The organism is Pseudomonas sp. FFPRI_1, assembly GCF_055384485.1.
This window is the reverse complement of sequence record NZ_AP029168.1, coordinates 6,109,699-6,129,884: the sequence shown is the minus strand read 5'-3', so window position 1 is coordinate 6,129,884 and position 20,186 is coordinate 6,109,699. Positions and strand designations below refer to the sequence as shown.

Here is a 20,186-nt window from a genome sequence, read left to right as displayed (position 1 = left end):
GGCAGGGATATCATGTTGCAGGCTTTTACCCGCATGGCGGGTACCGATGTTGCAGTTGCAGGAATCATCGATGTCCAGGGCCGCCTTGGTTTTGCCGAGCTCGACCAACTGCGCGAGGCGTTCAGCGTCGAGCTGGAAAGGCTGCCGGAGCCGGTGGTGGCACTGTATGCCAGCCACGGCCGGGCCATGTATGCGGCGTTGATCGCGGCCTTGTCCGCTGCCCGGCGAGTGGTGTTCATCGACCCGGCGAGCAACCTCGACGAGCTGATGCCGGTGCTCCAGCACCTGGGCGTGAACCTGATCCTCAATGGCACAACCCGGCCCGGAGCGCAGCTGACCAGCTCCTTGCCGGTGCTCGACCTGCTGCAGCTGCAACCCCGGCCCGTAGCCCCCGGCCGCGAATACCCGCTGCGATGCCAGGACTACGTGATCTTCACCAGCGGCTCTACCGGCGAGCCCAAGGCCATAGTCCAACGCATCGAGGCCCTGGGCCGGCACATCGACAACTACATCGGCTATGTCGGTATCGGTCCCGGGCAGCGGGTGCTGCAACTGGCTTCCGCGGGCTGGGACGCCGGCCTGATGGACCTCTTCGCCAGCCTGAAGACCGGCGCTACCTTGTGCAGCCTCAATCCCCGGGAGCATGACTTCGCCGCGGTCGAGGCGCTGATCGCCGAACATGACATCGATGTGCTGCACATGACCGTGCCGTATCTGCGGGCCTTCTACAGCGACGCCAGCCCCACCTATGCCGAGCCCAAGCAACTGGTGATCGGCGGCGAGATCATCCACCCCTCGGACATTCGGCGCTTCAACCACGCCTTTGCCCCAGGCTCGCAGCTGTTCAACGCCTACGGGCCGACCGAATGCACCACCGCGCTCTACGCCCGCATCGACCAGGGGCAGACGCTGCAGGACCCGACCTGGGCCCTGGATCGGCCGGTGGAGGGTGTGACCCTGGAGATTGCCCAGGAGCCCGGGCAGCCCTACGGCGAAGGGGTGGGTGAACTGCTGCTCTATTCCGCCCTGGTTGCTCGGCGCCTGGACCCGGCCAGCGGACAGATCGTCGAGCTGACCCAGCCCAGCCCCCTGGACCCGCAGCGCCAGTGCTATGCCACGAGCGACCTGGCGTGCCGCCAGCCCGATGGCGCCATACGCCTGCTGGGACGCAAGGACTCCATCGTCAAGATCAACGGGCAGAAGGTCAGCCTGGTGCAGGTGGAGTCGGAGCTCAAGGCCCTGTCCCAGGTGCAGGAAGCCTGCGTGATCGCCCATCAGGCGGGTGACAACGTGGCCCTGGTGGCCTTTGTCATTGCCGGTGACGCCAGCCTTGGTGAAGACCTGCTGCGTCAGGCCGCCAGGGCCGCACTGCCGGCGCATCGAGTGCCGGCGCGTTTTCTGCTGGTGGAGCGTTTTGCCCTGAACCGCAACAACAAGATCGACCGGCAGGCGCTGGCGCAACTGGCCGCCAGTGCCATGGTGGCAGCGGAGCCGGCACAGGCCGCCCCGACGCCTTTCTGGCAAGCCATCGGTCAGGTGCTTGGCGGGCAGAGCCCCGACCCGGCCAAGAGCTTTATCGACAATGGCGGTGACTCGCTGAGAGCCTTGCAGGTGGTCGCCACGCTGAAGAGAAAGGGCCTGGTGCTGGACCTGGAAGCGCTGCTGTCGGATGAGACTCTGGGGCAATTGCAGGTGCACGCCGCGGCGGCCAAGGCCCGCCCCGGAGTTTCCCGGCCACAGGTTGATGGCCTGCCCAATCGGCGCTTCCTGCTGAGCCGTGGTATCAGCGACCTGGATCACTGGAATCAGGCACTGGTGCTGGATGTAGCCAGCGGCCAGGAGCCGCAGCGAGTCAGCCAGGCGCTGCGGGCGATCTTCAGCCATCACTTCATCGAGGCGGGCGTGCAGGATCTAGGGCTGCAGCCGGCCACGACGGATCTGCAGCAAGCGGTGCAGCAAACCTGCGCAGCAATCTCCTTGAGCCAGGGGCAACTTTTCTGTTTCAGCCAGCAACAGGACGCCGCTGGCCACCACCTGATCATTGCCGGGCACCAGTTCCAGGTCGATCGCTACTCCTGGATGCTGCTGGTGTCCGAGCTGGACGAGTGCCTGGGGCAGGGCCTGGAGTGCATGCAGCGCTGGCCCCGGCCGACGGCGTTCGCAGAGTGGCAGCAAACCTACCAGCGCGAGCATGCCGCTGCCGCCCATGAGGGGGTCTGGGAGGCGCTGCCCTGGAGCCGCTGCGCGCCGTTGACCGCGCAGCACCCCGAGTTTCCCCGGCGTGAGGCCTTTCGGCGTGCCGAGCTGTCCCTGGGGCTGGTCCGCGACTTGCCGCAGTGGGCCCAGGGCGTGGCCGAGACCAGTCAATTGCTGCTGGCGGCCATCCTGCGCACCATGAGCCAGGGCGATGACAACCCGTTCCAGAAAGTCCATTTGCTGGACCACGGCCGGGCCCTGGACAAGAGCGGCGCCGAGCTCAACAGCGTGTTTGGCTGGCTGACGGTGATCTACCCCCTGGTGCTGCAGGTGGCCAGCCTGGACCTGCAGCAGATCGCCAGGGCGATCAAGGCCGGCCAGCACGCCAGCCAGGGCATCGCCCACAGTTTCGGCAACCGCTATTTCGCCACACCCGACGCCGAGCGACTCAAGGGGCAGTTCGATTGCGGCTACAGCTACAACTTCCTCGGGGCCGTGGAGAACCCGCCCGGGGCCCGGGTCAGCGTGCATCCCTTGAGCCTGCAATTGATGCAGGGCAGCCCCAGCCATCACCTGGAGTTCACCGGCTACCTGGCCGCGGGCGAGTTGCTGCTGAAAATCGACTATGACCCACAGGTCTTCGGCGACGAACGCCTGGAGTCGCTGCTGACTGGGATCACCGCCACCTTGAGCTAGAGAAACCGCCATGAACGCCATACCCGATAACAACAAGAAACCCCGTTCACTGGTCGCCGTGCTGATTTTCCTCGGCTGCCTGCTGATCTGGTCCACCAACTGGATCGCCATCTCGCTGCAGGTGGAACACAGCGACGTCGGCTCTTCGCTGATGCTGCGCTTCCTCATTGCCTACGGGGTGCTGTGGCTGTGGCAACGGCTGTTCGCCGGCCCCCGGCAGCCGGTGACCCGCAAGGCCTACCTGCTGATGGCCGGGGTGGGGGCGGTGTACTTCTATGCCGGCATCGGCCTGGCCTACCTGGCCACCGCCTACCTGGGCAGTGCGCAGATGGCCTGCCTCAGTGCCTTCGTGATTTTCTACATCATCGGCATCAAGCGCCTGTTCCTGCATGTGCCGGTTGCCCTGCACAACCTGCTCGGCGCGCTGGTGAGCATTGCCGGGCTGGGGCTGTTCATGCTCGGCGATCCGGGGCGGCCGTTGTCGCTGGCCGGCGTGGCTCTGGGGCTGACTTCCTTTCTGGCGGTGGCCATCGGCTCGGTGCTTTCGGAGCACATCCAGAAGACCTGCCAGCTCGGCACCTTGCACATCAACAAGGTGGCGGCCGGCTGGGCCTGCGCGCTGTACGCCGTCAGCCTGCTGCTGGGCGGTCATGGCCTGCAGCTGCCCGGCACCCTGGCCGACCTCGGCATCCTGCTGTACCTGGGGGTGGTGTGCTCGGCACTGGTGTTCGTGCTGTTCATCGACCTGATCAAGCGCATGGGCGCCGAGAACGCCGGCTATGTCGGCGTGCTGTACCCCATCGGCGCCAGTTACCTGTCGGTGTGGCTGGGGGAGACCCCGCTGAGCCTGCACCTGATGCTCGGCAGTGCCCTGGTGATGCTGGGCAGCCTGATCAACTTCAAGTTTCGCTACCACCCCGCCCCCAAGAAAGTGGAGTTCAGCTGAATGAGCAATGTACGGATACGCCAGGCAACCACGGACGATCTGATCGGTATTTTCGAGGCCCACCGCAACTCGGTAGAGCGCCTGTGCACCTCTGAATACAGCGATCAGCAGATCCGCATGTGGCTCGATGGACGCTCCCCGGAAACCTACCGCGAGGCCGTGGAAAAGGGCTCGCTGTGGCTGGCCGAGGGTGAGCGGATTGAGGGTTTCGTCGAGCTCGACGGCAATGAGGTCAGCAAGCTGTTCATTCGTGGCGACGTTGCCAGGCGCGGCCTCGGCAGCCGTCTGCTGGAGGTGGCGCTGGCCCGGCTGCGGGCCAGCGGTGCCAGCTCTGCCTACCTGGAAGCAACCCTGACAGCCGAAGGCTTCTACGCCTACCACGGCTTCCAGAAGATCGGTGAGGGCACCTTCAGCCGCGGCAACAGCCCGGTGTCCATCGAGATCATCAAGATGGAACGTCCGCTTTGAGCTGACCGTCAGCGGCCACTTCAGCACTGCAGATCTTGCCCGTCCCCGGTTCACGGGGGCGCGGCCGGCTGCACCCGGAAAACGGCACACGAGGCTTATCCAAGATGACAGGGATGTTATTGAAACTAACGGTGCTCGATCAGAACCTGTGCGCCGGTTGCGGCGCCTGCGCCCTGGTGTGCCCGCCGCAGGTGATCAGCTTCGACCCGGAGCGGGTGGTGCCCCTGCTGGAAGGCATCGGCGACAGCTGTGAAAGCTGCAGCGAGTGCCTGGCAGTGTGCCCGGGGCTGCAACCGGACACCGATCGCTCCGAGCTGGAACTGTTCGGCCGTACCCGCCGCGCCGATGAGCGCTGGCTGGGGATCAGCCGCCAGGCCATCGGTGCACGTTCCACCGACCCGCAGATAGTCCGGCGTTCGGCCAGTGGCGGCACCGCCACCACCTTGCTGCTCACCGCCCGGGAACACTTTGACGTGGACCTGACCCTGACCATGGGCCGTCACCCCGAGCAGGGCTGGCGTAGCGCTCCGCAACTGGGCAGCGCCGCGGCGGCGATCATCAACAATGCCCAGTCCACCTACCAGTTGGCGCCTTACCTGAATGCCCTGCGCGAATGCTACGAACAGCAGCCGGAGGCACGCATCGCCCTGGTGGGACTGGCCTGCCATGTCCAGGCGATCCGCAAGTTGCAGCGCCGGGATACTGCTATCGGCCGTTGGGCTCGCAGCCAGATCGTCTGCGTGATCGAGACTGCCTGTTCCTCCAACACCTTGCCGGCCGGCACCCGCAGCATCATCACCGACGTGCTGGGGCAGGACCCGCAGCAGGTCAGCGACATCAAGTACCGCGAGGGCGATTACCCCGGGCGGCTGCAAGTCACCCTGCTGGACAGCCAGACCTTCGGCATCGATTTCTGGGAGATCCTCGGCAAGCTCAAGGACAACAAGACCTTTCGCTGCCTCAGCTGCGGTGACTGGATGAGCGGGCTGGCCGACGTCAGCGTGTGTGACGGCGACCCCAACATCTTCGAAGCCAGCCTCAACGGTTCCGAGGAACAGAAACACGGCCGCGCGCTGATCCGTACCGAAAGGGGCCAGGCCCTGGTGGACAGCGCCATCGCCCACGGCCGGCTGGAAAGCTGGGAGGTCGACCTGGGTGGCTTCAACCTCGGCCTTGAACGCAAGAAGAACCGCCGGCGTTTCTACGAAACCCAGCCGCTGGTGTTGCCCGCTGGCCCCGGCGTGGGCGACCACTTCGAGGACGAAGCGCTGGTGGACGACGCCGAACTGATCAACCCCGCCAAATACAGGAGTAGCCAATGATCGATTACCCGGACCGGCCCATCGATTTCACCCTGGACCGTGAACAACAGGTCTGGGCCAACATCGACGGCTACCTGCCGTCGGACAAGTCCATCAGCCATCGGATGATCCTGTTTGCGGCCCTGGCTCGGCACCCGGTGCGCCTGCGGGATCTGAACCGGGGCAAGGCGGTGACCCTGTTGCTCGATGCCCTGCAGCAGTTGGGGCTTGAGGTGACGCCGGGGCAGGCGCCGGAAACCCTGGAGATCAGCGGTGAGTTCGCCCAGGCAACCCATGAGCGGCGGGTCGACCTGGGCCCGTCCAGTGCGGCGGCGCGGCTGTTGATCGGGATGCTGGTGGGGCTCGATGTGCCGTGCATCGTCGATGGCGACGAAACCCTGCGCAATCGCCCCTTCGACTGGATCGTCGAGCCCTTGAACCAGATGGGCGCCCACCTGGAATACCTGGGGCGCCCGGGCGCGCTGCCGATCCGCATCCATCAGGCTGCATTCCGCGGCGGCGCGGCACAGATCCACATCGGCAGTGCCCAGGCCATCAGCACCTTGCTGTTTGCCGGGGTGGCGGCGCGCAAGCCGATGTCGATCCGCTACCCGGTGGTGGCCCGGGATCACACCCAGCGCATCATCAACAGTTTTGGTGACCGGCTGCAGGACGAGCAGTTGCAGATCCACTACCAGCCCCGGGACTGCGCGATTCCCGAGGAGATCAGCATCCCTCGCGACCCCTCGGCCATTGCCTATCCTGCGGCGCTGTTCCTGCTGTGCAACCGCCACCAGGAGCAGCAGCGTCTGAGCTTCGACAATGTGTGCCTGAACCCGACGCGCCTGGGCTTCTTCAACTGGCTGTTGGCCTGCGGTTTCAACCTGACCCTGGAGGTGGACAGCATTCGCCATGGCGAACCGGTGGGCCGCCTGCTGCTGCGCGGTGGCGGCCAGCCCCGGGCCCACGACTTGCGCGACAAGCACCAGTTCCACGCGATGATCGACGAGGTGCCGCTGGCCCTGGCCATCAGTTGCGTGCTGCCCGGCAGCGCGACCTTCAGTGACCTTTATGAGCTGACCTTCAAGGAGTCGGACCGGATCGCCGCCACCCGCAGCATGCTCAATGCCCTGGGCCTGGACTATCAGGTCGAGGGCTACGACGTGCACGTGGCCGGCGGGCAGACGCCGCAGGTGGAGGGTGCCATCCCGACCTTTGGCGACCATCGCCTGTCGATGACCGCCCACGTCCTGCTGCTGGCCCACGGGCTCAAGGCCACGATCCTCGAAGGGCATTGCTACCAGACTTCATTTCCAGGGTTTGCCCAGTGCCTGGATCGCCTGACCGGACGGGAGGCCTGATGGAGCGCAGCCGATACACACTGACCGCCTGTGGCAGCGATGGGGTGATCGCCGTGCATGAACCGCTGGCCGCACTGGCTGCCACTGAAGTGCGGGTGGCGGTGGACTATTCCATGGTCAGCCCGGGCACCGAGCGTCACTACCTGCAGCAGGTTCGCGAGACCGGCGAACACCTGCCCCTGGGCTACTGCGCGGCCGGGGTGGTTCACGCCGTAGGGGCCGAGGTGGCAGGCGTGCAGCCGGGGGACCGGGTGGTGGCCATGGGCTGGAAGATCGCCACCCATTCCAACTGGATCCAGGTGCCCCAGCGCCTGGTGTGCAAGGTGCCGCAGACGCTGACCCAGGCCCAGGCGATTCTCGCCACCCTGGGCGCTACCGCGGTGCATGCGGTGGACCGTGGGCAATTGCAGGCGGGGGAGCGGATTCTGGTGGTGGGCATGGGCCTGGTGGGCAAGATGCTGAGCCTGGTGGCGGCCTGTCATGACGCGCAGATCTGGGTCGCCGACCTCAACCCCGCCGCCATCGATCCGGGCCTGCCGGTGCAGGTGCTCGACCTTATGGCCGAGCCGGGGGCGATGGCCGGGCAATTCACCCGGATCTTCCTGTGCATCGACGCGGATATCAGTGCCATGTTCCCGCGGCTGCTGGCCTTGCTCAGCCCCGAGGGCAACGGACTTGGCCGTTCGCGGCTGGTGAATGTCGGGCGGGTCAGCCTGACCCTGGAGCTGTCGCCGCAGATGGGCAACATCGACATCGTCAACGTGTCCCGCTGCGGCAACGGTTACCGCGACGATGCCTACCATCATGGGCTCAAGAGCGTGCAGTGCCCGGCGGGGGAAGCCACGGTGGAACGCAACATCGCTCGTTGCCTCGATTACCTGGTGGCCGGCAAGCAATGGCTGGAGCATTTGCAGCGGGTCGAAATGGACCCGGATCAAGCCTTGCAGCACTACAACTGCGCGGGGTTCTTCGCCCCTGGAATCAACCTGATCAAGCACAGGGAAGAGTGACGGCATGGGTCATCTATCTATTGCTTCGCGCCTGGATGAAGTTTTCGCCCGGCACGCCACGGATACCGCGCTCAGCAGCAACGGCGTACGCTTCAGTTACCGGGAGCTGGAGCAGCGCTCGGCCCAGGTGGCGGCGCGCTTGCTGGGCCTTGGCCTGAAGCCCGGCAGCACCCTGGGCCTGCAAGTGCAGCGCTCGATCGAGCAATTGGTGCTGCTGGTGGGCATGGTCCGGGCCGGCCTTTCGTACTGTTATCTGGACCCTGGCAACCCGCCCCAGTGGAACCAGTCGGTCTGTGAGCGCAGTGGTGTGCATTGGCGGGTCACCCAGGAAGCTGCGGGCGGCCCGGGGTACCTGGCGCTGGACGAATTGCTGGCGCCAACCGACGAGCTGCCGTGCTGGCCGCAGCTGACCGGTGCCGAGCCGGTGTACGTGAACTTTTCCAGCGGCACCACCGGCGCGCCGAAGATCATTCCCTGCACCCATCGCGGGGTGTTGGGCTTTTGCGATCGTCCGCGCCACTTTGCGCTGCAGCCAGGCTTTCGCATGCTGTACGCCTCGAACCTGACCTTCGATGCCTCGCAGTTCGAGATCTGGACCGCGCTGCTCAATGGCGGCGAGTTGCATATCCATGTGCCAGGTCCGCTGACCCTTGAGCACCTGCGTCGTTACATCCATGACGTCGGGGTCGACAGCCTGTGGCTGACCTCGACCCTGTTCAATACCTTCATCGACATCGATCGTGACTGGCTGCGGGGCGTCAGGCGGCTGATGGTCGGCGGCGAGGTGCTGTCCGCGGGGCATATCCGCCAGGCCTATGCCGCCTCCGAAGGGCTGGTGCTCTACAACGGCTATGGCCCCACGGAAAACACCATGGGCACCTGTGTCTATGCCATTCCCCGGGACTTCGACAGCCGCCGGGAGATCCCCATCGGCCAGGCCGTGGACGATGCCACTCTGTTGCTGGTGCGCGCCGATGGGCAGCCGTGCGAGGTGGATGAGCCCGGCGAATTGCTGATCGCCGGGGGCGGCCTGTCCCCGGGTTATCTCGGGGATGCCGAGCTGACCCGGGAGCGCTTCATCGACCTGCCGTGGCAGGGCCAGACACTGCGTTGCTACCGCAGTGGCGACCTGGTTTCCCGGGATGGCCAGGGGCTCTATCACTTTCATGGCCGCAGCGATGACCAGATCAAGCTGCGTGGCCAGCGCCTGTCCCTGACCGAGGTCGCCGCCGCCTTCAAGCGGTACCCGGGGATGCTCGATTGTGCCGTGCTGCTGGATGACCAGGGAACCGAGGCACAGTTGCTGCTGGTGTACCTCAAGGCGCCCGGGGTCGAGCCCCGGGCGCTGGCCGAATATGGCCGGCAAGGCCTGCCGCCGTTCATGGTGCCGCAGCGTTTTGTCGAGATTGAGCGCTTTCCGTTGCGGGCGTCCGGCAAGCTGGATATTGCCGAGCTGAAGCAGCGCCTGTGCCACGGGCAGCCGGCCGCGCAAACCGATGACTCGCCGGCAGGGCGTTTTCTCGCGCGTTTTGGCGTGTTGGCTCATGACCTGCAGCGCAGTTTCTTCGACAACGGCGGCAACTCCCTGGGGGCGATCAAGCTGGTGGGCACGGTGAACCGGCACCTGGGCTGGGAGGGCCTGGACCTGGAGCAGTTCTACCGCATGGCCACCCTGGGCCAGTTGCTGGACTGGCTGCAGGCCCAGCCCGGCCTGGCATCCCTGCTGGAAAACGGTGCCGAGGAGTACCACGTGATGGCGACGCAGCAGCAGTCCCTGGCTACAGCCCAGGCAGGCTTTTGCATCAACACTCACCTGGGGCGTTTTGCCGTGGTCCGCGCTACCTCCGCGCACCGGGCCGAGGAAGCTTTGCGCAGCGGTTTCGGGGCGTTGTCGGGGGCCGGCGATAGTCGCTGGATCGGCTTGAACAAGAGCCAGTTGTCGATGGTGTATGCCGAACTGTTCAGCAAGGATCTGCGGGCCAACAACGTGCTCTACCTGTTCCTGCCCGAGCAGTTGCCGGCCGCCGGGCTGGACCTGGAGGCGCTGGCCCGAGGTTTGAAGCAGCGCTATCCGCTGGCGGGCTGTCGGGTGGCACGGGTCGAGGGTGAGTACTGTTTTGACCTGGCGCCCGAGCCGCCGGCGCGCCTGTGGCTGGAGGAGGTCGTGGAGTTTCCCACCCAGCAGGCCTGCGTGGAGCATTTCCTGCAGCGGCCGCTGTCGCTGTTCGAGCAGGACCTGTGCAGCCTGTTCAAGGTGCGCATCGACGGCACCCTGCACCTGGGGCTGTGGCTGCATCACATCCTTGGCAACCATGTCGGCCAGTTGAGCCTGCTGCGCAGCGTGGAGCAGTTGGCGCTGGATTCGCATTCGCCTGCGGTGGCGGACTTCTCCTTTGTTGGCAACAACCTGATGCAGGCTGAGGCATATGAGCGTCTGGCCGATGCCGGTACCGAGGCCTGGGAGCAGGAGGCCGAGGAGTACGCGCCGCTGGCCGATATCCCGGCGCCGACGGCCACAGCCCAGGCGCTGCAGTTGCGGGCGGCACTGGCCATGAACCCGTTGAAGCTGGCCTCGCCGCAGCGTCTGTTCCACCTGTTGCAGGCCTTCCGCCAGGGCTGCGCCGAGGGCCTGGGGATAGAGGCTCCGATCGTCAATCTGCTGTTCGCCTGGGCCGAGCGTTCGGTGATCAGCGGGTTCTCCAGCTACACGGTGCCTGTGCCGCTGACTCCCGGGCGCTTTGCCGAAGGCGGCGAGCCTCAGGCCGGCATGGATTACCTGAATACCAAATTGGCCCGGGCGGCCCTGGGCTATGAGGAAATACTCGCGGCACTGGGCTTGTACGGCTTTGCCCCGGCGTTCCTGTGCAACTTCGTCGAACTGCCGGCCAGTGATGCCCAGTGGCTGCAAACGCGGGTCGCCAACCCGGTCACCGAGTGGCCCAAGACCCTGCTCGACCTGACAGTGGTCAAGTCGGCCCAGGGTTGCGAAGTACTGCTCAACAGCTATCTGCCCGAGCCGCGGGCCCGGGCTTTTCTCGAATCCTTTGTCGCGGCGGGGCAACGTCAATGAAGCTGATCTGCTTTCCCGACTTTGTCGGCCATCCGATCTGTTTTTCCGCCCTGGGTCGGGCGCTCAAAGGGCAAGCGTCGCTGGTACAGGTCAACTACAGCGACTACTGGCCCTATTCCAGTGTCGAGGCCCTGGCCCGGCAGATCGCCGAAGAGCATGACCTGACGGCGCTGGACGCGGTGCTCGGTTACTCCTTCGGCGCCTATTTGGCGGCCTGTTGCGTGGCCCGGAGCACGGCGCCCGGCAGGCCGCTGCTGCTGGTGGACCCGCCACTGTTGGCCGAGCTGCGAGGGCTGGCCCCTGACGCCATTGCCCGGCGCCTGGCGGCCGATCCGCAGTACGCCTATGTCGATGATCTGGTGGACGCGCAGTTGGTCAGTCGCGAGTGCGTGCATGGCAACATCCTGCAGCTGTCTCAATGGCAGGCGGTGCCGCTGAAGGGCGTCGCGGTGGATGTGCTGCTGTCCGCCGGGCGCAGCACCGAGGGGCTGGCCCCGGACCTGGGGCTTGATCCGAGTCAGGACAATCGCTACTGGCGGGATGAGCAGCGCCACCATGGCTCGGTGATCAACAGCCCTGATGTGCTCACCTGGCTGCTGAACCCGGGGGCCTTGCAGCGCATTGCCTGGTGATCGACGCCGACCCGTTCGAGGTGCCCTCGGTTCCAGCCAAGTTTTTCCTGGTAGCCTCTGCCTTGCGCCAATACTCGCGCAGCTATGGAGAGGCATCCGATACAGCCGCTGAGCAAGACCGATTGGCTGAACAAGGTTCCGCAGGTGACGCTGGCCTTCCGGATCATCCAGGAAGACCTACTGACCCTGGTGAAAACCTGGTGGGCATATACCCCTCCAGCAGGGCAGGTGGACTTGTCGGTGGCCCAGGTGCTGGACGAGATCCTGCTGCAGGTCCGCGACTCGGAGACGGGTATTGCCTTGGCCGAGCGCGAGCGGGTGTTCGATCCTTTCCAGCGCCGGCCGGGCAGCGATGAAGTGGGCTACGGGCTGAGACTTGCCATCGTCAAGGCGATTACCGATCGGCATGCCGGCCGGGTCAGGTTGGATTCCGCCGACCAGCGGGCCAAATGCGGGTTGTGCGTGTCAGTGGCTTTTTGCCCGGGTGCAGGTTGCGCCGGCGGGGCAGGGCGCGGTTGTTGGACAGAATAGGCTTTTGAATACCCTGGATATTCTGTAGCCTTGCGCGGCTCCAATGTTGTCCGTACCTGATGAACTCACTCTCCCGGCGGGGCCCTTAAGCGGTCCGGAGCCGGTGGTATACTCGACTTTCGCGCCTAAGCGCCTGCAGGTCTTGCGAACATGACGCAAATTTCTGAACGCCTTCTGGTCCAAGCCCACCTCGATGCCAAGCAGCCCAAGCCTTTGAGCGCTGCGCAAGAGGCCCATCTTCGTGCTGCCATTGCTGCCGAGCTCAAGGCTCAGGACGCGGTGCTGGTTGCGCATTTCTATTGCGATCCGGTGATTCAGGCCCTGGCCGAGGAAACCGGCGGTTGTGTCTCCGACTCCCTGGAAATGGCCCGCTTCGGCAATGCCCATCCGGCCAAGACCGTAGTGGTCGCCGGTGTTCGTTTCATGGGCGAGACGGCGAAAATCCTCAATCCGGAAAAACGTGTGCTGATGCCAACGCTGGAGGCCACCTGTTCCCTGGACCTTGGGTGCCCGGTGGAGGAGTTCTCGGCCTTCTGCGACCAGCATCCGGAGCGCACCGTGGTGGTGTATGCCAACACTTCGGCGGCGGTCAAGGCTCGTGCCGACTGGGTGGTGACCTCAAGCTGCGCCCTGGAGATCGTCGAAAGCCTGATGGATAACGGCGAGACGATCATCTGGGGCCCGGACAAGCACCTGGGCACCTATATCCAGCGCCAGACCGGTGCCGACATGCTGCTTTGGGACGGTGCTTGCATCGTCCACGAGGAATTCAAGTCCAAGCAGTTGGAAGACATGAAGGCGCTGTACCCGGATGCGGCCATCCTGGTGCACCCGGAGTCCCCCAGCTCGGTGATCGAGTTGGCCGACGCGGTGGGTTCCACCAGTCAGTTGATCGCTGCCGCGCAACGGCTGGCGAACAAGACCTTCATCGTCGCCACCGATCGCGGCATTTTCTACAAGATGCAGCAGTTGTGCCCGGACAAGGTCTTCATCGAAGCGCCTACGGCCGGTAACGGTGCGGCGTGCCGTAGTTGCGCCCATTGCCCGTGGATGGCCATGAACACCCTGGAGCGTACCCTGGAGTGCCTGAGGACGGGGAGCGGCGAGATCAGTGTCGACCCGGCCTTGATTCCCAATGCGATTCGTCCTCTCAAGCGCATGCTGGATTTCACTCAGGCCGCGCGCATGAAGCTTGCCGGCAACGCCTGACCGATTGTTTTCCGGCCCATAAAAAACGCCCCGATCTGTCGGGGCGTTTTTTATGGGCGTGTATTACTTCTTGCGCTTGGGAATGCGCACCAGTTGGGTATTGGAGTAGATGTCGTGCCAACTGCGTTTCTGCTTGTCCACCAGCACCCAGAAGAAACCCAGGCCGGCGCACAGCCAGGAAGCGATCGACACCATGAAGCGCAACAGCGCCTGCCACAGGCTGATGCGGCTGCCATCGACGTTCTGCACGCGAATGCCCCAGACTTGCATGCCCAGGGTCTGGCCGGTATGAGTCCAGAATTTGGCGAAGAAGCCAAATAGCACGAACAGCAGTACCGTGGAGTACAGCGGGTCACCGTCCAGGGCCCCGGCTTCGGTCAGGGTGCGCATCCGGGCCTCGCCGATGATCTGCATCTGGATCAGCTTGTAGATGCCTCCCGTAACGATCAGCAGGGCAACGCACAGCAGGAAATCATAGAACATCGCTGCCAGGCGACGACCCAGGGTGGCGGCGGGAAACTCGCCTTGGGGGCTTAGCAGATGTTTCGACATGGCAGGCTCTCGACTGGAAAAGAAAGCCATTTTACGGAATTGCGCGCACAAAAAAGCCCCTGATGTCAGCATCAGGGGCTTTTTCGTTACAGACGATTAGGCTTCTGCTTGTACTTCGTCAGCCTGCATGCCTTTCTGGCCTTGCACAGCGATGAAGGTCACTTTTTGGCCTTCTTTCAGGCTCTTGAAGCCGTTGCCCTGAATGGCGCGGAAGTGTACGAACAGATCCGGACCGCTTTCTGGAGTGATAAAACCAAAACCTTTCTCGTCGTTAAACCACTTGACGGTACCGCTCTGACGTTGGGACATTTCTTATTTCCTTTGACGCTAAAAAATTAATGACAGTCTCTTCCTCGTGAAAGAGTACTGGGCTGGGTTGCAGGAAAGTAAGAGGCGTCGAACGGGTTGTAGCAAACTTGTTGGCTACTGCCCAGGTCACGATTCCAAGCGACCCATGCAAACACAGTGGGGAAACTCTACGCCAACTACGGGAGAAAAAACAAGCCCTGCGAACCCCCGGTATTACGCCGCTTGCCAAGGTTTGGCGGAACTAGCGTTCAGGGCTTATTCGATAGAGTCGTTCAATTGTTTTCGGATGTTATAAATGAAGTTCAGTATCGAAGATGTGCACTGTTTTATGGCGGTTGCGTTACAGATTAGTGCACTTTTAACGCAACCGCGTTACTTATAGAAACAGTCCCTCAGCCGCGGTAATAGCGTTGTGGGACGAATGGCATTTTGCTTACAAGCATTGGCACCTTTTTCCCACGAACTATTGCTGAAACTGGTGTGTCGAGTGCGCAGTGCTCGATATCGAGGTAGCCCATGGCCAACGGGCCGCCCAGGGTCGGGCCAAAACCGCCGCTGCAGACGTTGCCGATAACCTTGCCTTCGGCGTCGACGATCTCTGCTCCTTCCCGTACCGGTGTGCGTTCCTGGGGCAGCAGGCCGACGCGCTTGCGGCTGACGCCGGCTTGCTGCTGGGCGAAGATCACTTCGGCCCCGGGAAAGCCACCCGCACGAGCACCGTCGGCGCGGCGTACTTTGGAAATGGCCCACAGCAGGCTGGCCTGGATCGGCGTGGTGTCACTGTTCATATCGTGGCCATAGAGGCACAGGCCGGCTTCCAGGCGCAGGGAGTCACGGGCCCCAAGGCCAATGGCTGCCACCTCCGGTTCAGCCAGCAGAGCACGGGCGAGGCGTTCTGCCTCGGCAGCCGGGATCGAGATTTCGAAACCGTCTTCACCGGTGTAGCCCGAACGGCTGACAAAGCACTCCGCTCCCAGCACGGTCACAGGCTTGAATTGCATGAAGGTCATCTGCGCCACTTCTGGTGCCAGGCGCGCCAGTACAGTGACGGCGGCCGGGCCTTGCAGGGCCAGCAGGGCGCGCTCTTCGAACAGCGGCTGAATGTCGCACTGGGTGCCGATGTGCTGGCGCAAGTGGGCCAAGTCCTGGTCTTTACAGGCGGCATTGACCACCAGGAACAGTTGGTCGTCACCCAGGTTGGCGACCATCAGGTCGTCGAGGATGCCGCCTTGCTCGTTGGTGAACATCGCATAGCGTTGCATGCCCACGGGCAGGTCAATGATGTCTACCGGCACCAGGGTTTCCAGGGCCTTGGCGGCCTGGGCGCCGCTCAGGCGGATCTGACCCATGTGGGATACGTCGAACAGGCCGGCCTGCTCACGGGTGTGCTGATGCTCTTTCATCACCCCCAGCGGGTACTGCACCGGCATGTCGTAGCCGGCGAAGGGCACCATGCGTGCACCCAGTTCCAGGTGCAAGCTGTGCAGTGGGGTCTTCAACAGTGATTCGGTGGACATGGGCAACTCCTGATAAATCGGCTGCTACGCCATTGGCGCGTCAGCACTCGATAATGTTCACGGCCAAACCGCCACGGGCGGTTTCCTTGTATTTGCTTTTCATGTCGGCGCCGGTCTGGCGCATGGTGCGAATGACCTTGTCGAGGGAAACGAAATGCTGCCCGTCTCCTCGCAGAGCCATGCGCACTGCGTTGATGGCCTTGACCGAGCCCATGGCGTTGCGCTCGATGCAGGGCACTTGCACCAGGCCGCCAATCGGGTCACAGGTCAGTCCGAGGTTGTGTTCCATGCCGATTTCCGCCGCGTTCTCGACCTGCTGCACGCTACCGCCGAGTACCTCGCACAGGGCACCGGCCGCCATCGAGCAGGCGACGCCCACCTCACCCTGGCAGCCGACCTCGGCGCCGGAGATCGAGGCGTTTTCCTTGTACAGGATGCCGATCGCGGCAGCGGTGAGGAGAAAGCGCACCACGCCGTCCTCGCTGGCTCCAGGAATGAAGCGCATGTAGTAGTGCAGCACTGCGGGGATGATTCCGGCTGCGCCATTGGTGGGAGCGGTGACCACGCGTCCGCCGTTGGCGTTTTCTTCGTTGACGGCCAGGGCATAGAGGTTGACCCAGTCCAGCACCGATAAAGCGTCGCGCAGTGCCGCTTCCGGGTGCTTGCACAATTGCCGGTGCAGGGCGGCGGCGCGGCGCTTGACCTTGAGCCCTCCAGGCAGGATGCCTTCGTTGCGACAGCCGGCGTCGACGCAGTCTTGCATCACTTGCCAGATCTTCAGCAGGCCTGTACGGGTTTGCGCTTCCGGGCGCCAGGCGCTTTCGTTGCTCAGCATCACCTGGCTGATGGACAGGCCGTAGGTGCTGCAATGCTGCAGCAGTTCCTTGGCGTTCCTGAAGGGGAAGGTCAAGGGGGTGGTGTCTTCAACGATCCGGTCGGCTCCGGCGGCGTCTTCATCGACGACGAAACCGCCACCGACGGAGTAGTACTCGCGGCTGCGAACCTGCAGGCCGGCGTTATCCAAGGCACGAAAGATCATGCCATTGGGGTGATAAGGCAGGGGTTTGCGGATCATCGCCAGGTGTTCTTTCTCATTGAACACGATGGGGTGTTCGCCGAGCAGGCTGAGGCGTCCGCTGCTGCGTATTTCCTGCAGGCGAGCGGCAATGTTTTCGGTATTCACGGTATCCGGGTGTTCACCTTCCAGGCCCAGCAGGACAGCCTTGTCGCTGCCGTGGCCCTTGCCGGTGGCGCCGAGCGAGCCGTACAGCTCGACCTTGACGCAGGTGATTCCCGTCAGCAGTCCGTCACGGCGCAGGCCTTCGACGAACCGCGCAGCGGCACGCATCGGGCCAACGGTGTGGGAGCTGGAGGGGCCAATGCCAATCTTGAACAGGTCGAACACGCTCAGGGACATGTGGGTTCTCCGGTTTCTTATTATTGAGAGTAGCGGCAAGCCACAAGCTGCAAGCAGCAAGAAAGAGCCGATCGGCTGTTAACTTGCCGCTTGCCGCTTGAAGCTCACCACTGCTTCTCAGGCATAGCTTTCGATGGATGGGCAGGCGCACACCAGGTTGCGGTCGCCGAACACGTTGTCGACTCGGCCCACCGGCGGCCAGTACTTGCCCTCCACCAGGGACGCCACCGGGTACACCGCCTGTTCGCGGCTGTAGGGGTGGGTCCATTCGCCCACCAGTTCCGCCGCGGTGTGCGGGGCGTTTTTCAGCGGGTTGTCGTCCGGGTCCAGGGCGCCGCTTTCCACTGCGCGGATTTCTTCGCGGATGCGGATCATCGCGTCGCAGAAACGATCCAGTTCCTGCTTGGACTCACTCTCGGTGGGCTCGATCATCAGGGTGCCGGCCACCGGGAACGACATGGTCGGCGCATGGAACCCGAAGTCGATCAGGCGCTTGGCCACGTCGTCGACGCTGATGCCGCTGCTGTCCTTCAATGGGCGCAGGTCGAGGATGCATTCGTGGGCCACCAGACCGTTGCTGCCGGTGTAGAGCACTGGATAGTGTTCTTCCAGGCGCCGCGAGATGTAGTTGGCATTGAGGATCGCCAACTGCGAGGCACGCTTGAGGCCGGCGCCGCCCATCATGCGGATGTACATCCAGGTGATTGGCAGAATGCTGGCGCTGCCGAACGGCGCCGCGCAGACCGCGCCCTTCTTGTTTTCCAGGGCCGCGTGCCCCGGCAGGAACGGTGCCAGGTGCGACTTGACGCCGATCGGGCCGACACCCGGGCCGCCACCGCCGTGGGGAATGCAGAAGGTCTTGTGCAGGTTCAGGTGCGACACGTCGCCGCCGAACTTGCCCGGCGCGCACAGGCCGACCATGGCGTTCATGTTGGCGCCATCGATGTACACCTGGCCGCCGTGGTCATGGATGATGCCGCAGATTTCGCGGATGCCTTCCTCGAACACGCCGTGGGTCGAAGGGTAGGTGATCATCAGCGCCGCCAGGTGCTCGCGGTGCTCGATGGCCTTGGCTCGCAGGTCCTCGATGTCGACGTTGCCCCGGGCGTCACAGGCGGTGACCACCACGCGCATGCCGGCCATGTTGGCGGTGGCCGGGTTGGTGCCGTGGGCCGAGGACGGGATCAGGCAGATGTCGCGGCGCTCCTCGCCACGGCTCTGGTGATAGGCACGGATTGCCAGCAGGCCGGCGTACTCGCCCTGGGAACCGGCGTTGGGCTGCAGGGATACGGCGTCGTAGCCGGTGGCGGCGCAGAGCATCGCTTCCAGCTCGGTGGTCAGTTGCTGGTAACCGGCGCTTTGCTCAGCGGGCGCGAAGGGATGCAGCGCGCCGAACTCGGCCCAGGTGATCGGGATCATTTCGCTGGCGGCGTTGAGCTTCATGGTGCAGGAGCCCAGGGGGATCATGGTGCGATCCAGGGCCAGGTCCTTGTCCGCCAGTTTGCGCAGGTAGCGCATCAGCTCGGTTTCCGAGTGATAGCGGTTGAACACCGGGTGGCTGAGGATCGCCGACTGGCGCTCCAGGGCCGCAGGGATATTGCTGGTGACTGCCGCCGCGAGCGCGGTGAAGTCTGGCGCCGGCTTGCCGTCGGCCAAGAGGTTCCACAGGGTTTCAACGTCGGCCTGGGTGCTGGTTTCGTCCAGGGACAGGCCCAGACGCTCGGCGTCTATCACCCGCAGGTTGATGCCCTGGGCACGGGCCTTGTCGTGCAGCGCGGCGGTGCGGCCAGCGGTGTGCAGGCTCAGGGTGTCGAAGAAGTTCTCCTGCTCCACAGCCAGGCCCAGCTGGCTCAGGCCCTTGGCCAGGATCACGGTCAGTTGATGGACGCGCCGGGCAATCTGTTTCAGGCCTTCGGGGCCGTGGTACACGGCGTACATGCTGGCGATATTGGCCAGCAGCACCTGGGCGGTGCAGATGTTGCTGGTGGCCTTCTCGCGGCGGATGTGCTGTTCGCGGGTCTGCATGGCCAGGCGCAGGGCCGGCTGGCCGAAGCGGTCCACCGAAACGCCTACCAGGCGGCCGGGCATGTCGCGCTTGAAGGCGTCACGGGTGGCGAAATACGCCGCGTGCGGACCGCCAAAGCCCAGGGGTACACCGAAGCGCTGGGCGCTGCCGATGGCCACGTCGGCGCCGAATTCCCCCGGTGGGGTCAGCAGGGTCAGGGCCAGCAGATCGGCGGCCACTGCCACCAGGGCGTTGGCGGCATGGAAACGCTCGGTGAGTGCGCGGTAGTCGAACAGGTCGCCGTTGCTCGCCGGGTATTGCAGCAGCGCGCCGAAGAACGGGCTGACGTCGCTCAGCTCGCGTTCATCGCCCACCACCACCTCGATGCCCAGGGGCTCGGCGCGGGTGCGCAGCACATCCAGGGTTTGCGGGTGGCAATGCACGGACGCGAAGAAGGCGTGGCTGCCCTTGTTCTTGCTCAGGCGCTTGCAGAAGGTCATGGCCTCGGCGGCGGCGGTGCCTTCGTCGAGCAGCGAAGCGTTGGCGATCGGCAGGCCGCTGAGGTCGCTGATCAGGGTCTGGAAATTCAGCAGGGCTTCCAGGCGGCCCTGGGAGATTTCCGGCTGGTACGGGGTGTAGGCGGTGTACCAGGCGGGGTTTTCCAGGAGGTTGCGCAAAATCGGCGACGGCGTGTGGCAGCTGTAGTAGCCCTGGCCGATGAAGGTCTTGAACAGCTGGTTGCGACCGGCGATGGCCTTGATCGAGGCCAGGGCCTGGGCTTCGCTCTGGCCCTGGCCCAGGTCGAGCACGCTGGTGCCCTTGATGCTGTCGGGGATCACGCTGGCGCTCAGGGCTTCCAGGGAGTCGAAGCCGAGGCTGTTGAGCATGGCTTGCTCATCGGCCTGGCGCGGGCCGATGTGGCGTGCAACGAATTCGTTGGCGGTGGTCAGGTTGACGGTCATGGCG

At 64.3% G+C, this 20,186-nt stretch carries 15 protein-coding genes; 10 read left to right on the top strand and 5 right to left on the bottom strand.

Annotated elements, in window-relative coordinates; genetic code table 11:
- The first annotated feature begins 12 nt into the window (after positions 1 to 12).
- The 10 genes from ACZ5BO_RS27270 (at position 13) to nadA (ending at position 13,420) form a co-directional block, all read left to right on the top strand.
- Complete coding sequence (locus ACZ5BO_RS27270) at positions 13 to 2,892, top strand: AMP-binding protein (protein WP_464697044.1); 2,880 nt, start codon at positions 13 to 15, stop codon at positions 2,890 to 2,892.
- Positions 2,893 to 2,902: 10 nt separating this feature from the next.
- On the top strand, positions 2,903 to 3,838 hold the full coding sequence (locus tag ACZ5BO_RS27265; RefSeq protein WP_464697043.1) for a DMT family transporter: 936 nt from the start codon (positions 2,903 to 2,905) through the stop codon (positions 3,836 to 3,838).
- Positions 3,839 to 4,306: a GNAT family N-acetyltransferase gene (locus tag ACZ5BO_RS27260; protein ID WP_025126812.1), complete on the top strand. Its 468-nt coding sequence runs from the start codon at positions 3,839 to 3,841 to the stop codon at positions 4,304 to 4,306.
- A gap of 113 nt (positions 4,307 to 4,419) precedes the next feature.
- On the top strand, positions 4,420 to 5,628 hold the full coding sequence (locus tag ACZ5BO_RS27255) for a Coenzyme F420 hydrogenase/dehydrogenase, beta subunit C-terminal domain (protein WP_464697042.1): 1,209 nt from the start codon (positions 4,420 to 4,422) through the stop codon (positions 5,626 to 5,628).
- Positions 5,625 to 6,968, top strand: a complete 1,344-nt coding sequence (locus ACZ5BO_RS27250) for a 3-phosphoshikimate 1-carboxyvinyltransferase (protein ID WP_464697041.1) — start codon at positions 5,625 to 5,627, stop codon at positions 6,966 to 6,968. Before ACZ5BO_RS27255 ends, ACZ5BO_RS27250 begins: the two co-directional genes overlap by 4 nt.
- Entirely contained in the window at positions 6,968 to 7,978 is a 1,011-nt protein-coding gene (locus ACZ5BO_RS27245) for a zinc-dependent alcohol dehydrogenase (protein WP_464697040.1), read from the top strand. The genes ACZ5BO_RS27250 and ACZ5BO_RS27245 overlap by 1 nt, the downstream gene beginning before the upstream one ends.
- Before the next feature lie 4 nt (positions 7,979 to 7,982).
- On the top strand, positions 7,983 to 11,048 hold the full coding sequence (locus ACZ5BO_RS27240; protein ID WP_464697039.1) for a non-ribosomal peptide synthetase: 3,066 nt from the start codon (positions 7,983 to 7,985) through the stop codon (positions 11,046 to 11,048).
- The gene (locus ACZ5BO_RS27235; protein WP_464697038.1) at positions 11,045 to 11,680 is read left to right on the top strand and encodes a thioesterase domain-containing protein; all 636 of its coding nucleotides are present in this window, start codon (positions 11,045 to 11,047) and stop codon (positions 11,678 to 11,680) included. Before ACZ5BO_RS27240 ends, ACZ5BO_RS27235 begins: the two co-directional genes overlap by 4 nt.
- A gap of 144 nt (positions 11,681 to 11,824) precedes the next feature.
- Positions 11,825 to 12,211 (top strand): sensor histidine kinase, encoded by a 387-nt coding sequence (locus ACZ5BO_RS27230; protein WP_464697037.1) that lies wholly within the window; start codon positions 11,825 to 11,827, stop codon positions 12,209 to 12,211.
- Positions 12,212 to 12,361: 150 nt separating this feature from the next.
- The gene (nadA, locus tag ACZ5BO_RS27225) at positions 12,362 to 13,420 is read left to right on the top strand and encodes a quinolinate synthase NadA (protein ID WP_464697036.1); all 1,059 of its coding nucleotides are present in this window, start codon (positions 12,362 to 12,364) and stop codon (positions 13,418 to 13,420) included.
- Between the two features lie 63 nt (positions 13,421 to 13,483).
- On the opposite strand, the gene ACZ5BO_RS27220 is transcribed toward nadA, so the two are convergent.
- The 5 genes from ACZ5BO_RS27220 to gcvP form a co-directional block, all read right to left on the bottom strand.
- Positions 13,484 to 13,972, bottom strand: a complete 489-nt coding sequence (locus tag ACZ5BO_RS27220) for an RDD family protein (protein WP_464697035.1) — start codon at positions 13,970 to 13,972, stop codon at positions 13,484 to 13,486.
- Positions 13,973 to 14,068: 96 nt separating this feature from the next.
- Positions 14,069 to 14,281 (bottom strand): cold-shock protein, encoded by a 213-nt coding sequence (locus ACZ5BO_RS27215; RefSeq protein WP_007977299.1) that lies wholly within the window; start codon positions 14,279 to 14,281, stop codon positions 14,069 to 14,071.
- 392 nt (positions 14,282 to 14,673) lie between these two features.
- Positions 14,674 to 15,798 (bottom strand): glycine cleavage system aminomethyltransferase GcvT, encoded by a 1,125-nt coding sequence (gene gcvT, locus ACZ5BO_RS27210; RefSeq protein WP_025126821.1) that lies wholly within the window; start codon positions 15,796 to 15,798, stop codon positions 14,674 to 14,676.
- 40 nt (positions 15,799 to 15,838) lie between these two features.
- Positions 15,839 to 17,215: an L-serine ammonia-lyase gene (locus tag ACZ5BO_RS27205; protein ID WP_464697034.1), complete on the bottom strand. Its 1,377-nt coding sequence runs from the start codon at positions 17,213 to 17,215 to the stop codon at positions 15,839 to 15,841.
- Between the two features lie 117 nt (positions 17,216 to 17,332).
- The gene (gene gcvP, locus ACZ5BO_RS27200) at positions 17,333 to 20,182 is read right to left on the bottom strand and encodes an aminomethyl-transferring glycine dehydrogenase (protein ID WP_464697033.1); all 2,850 of its coding nucleotides are present in this window, start codon (positions 20,180 to 20,182) and stop codon (positions 17,333 to 17,335) included.
- Positions 20,183 to 20,186 lie beyond the last annotated feature (4 nt).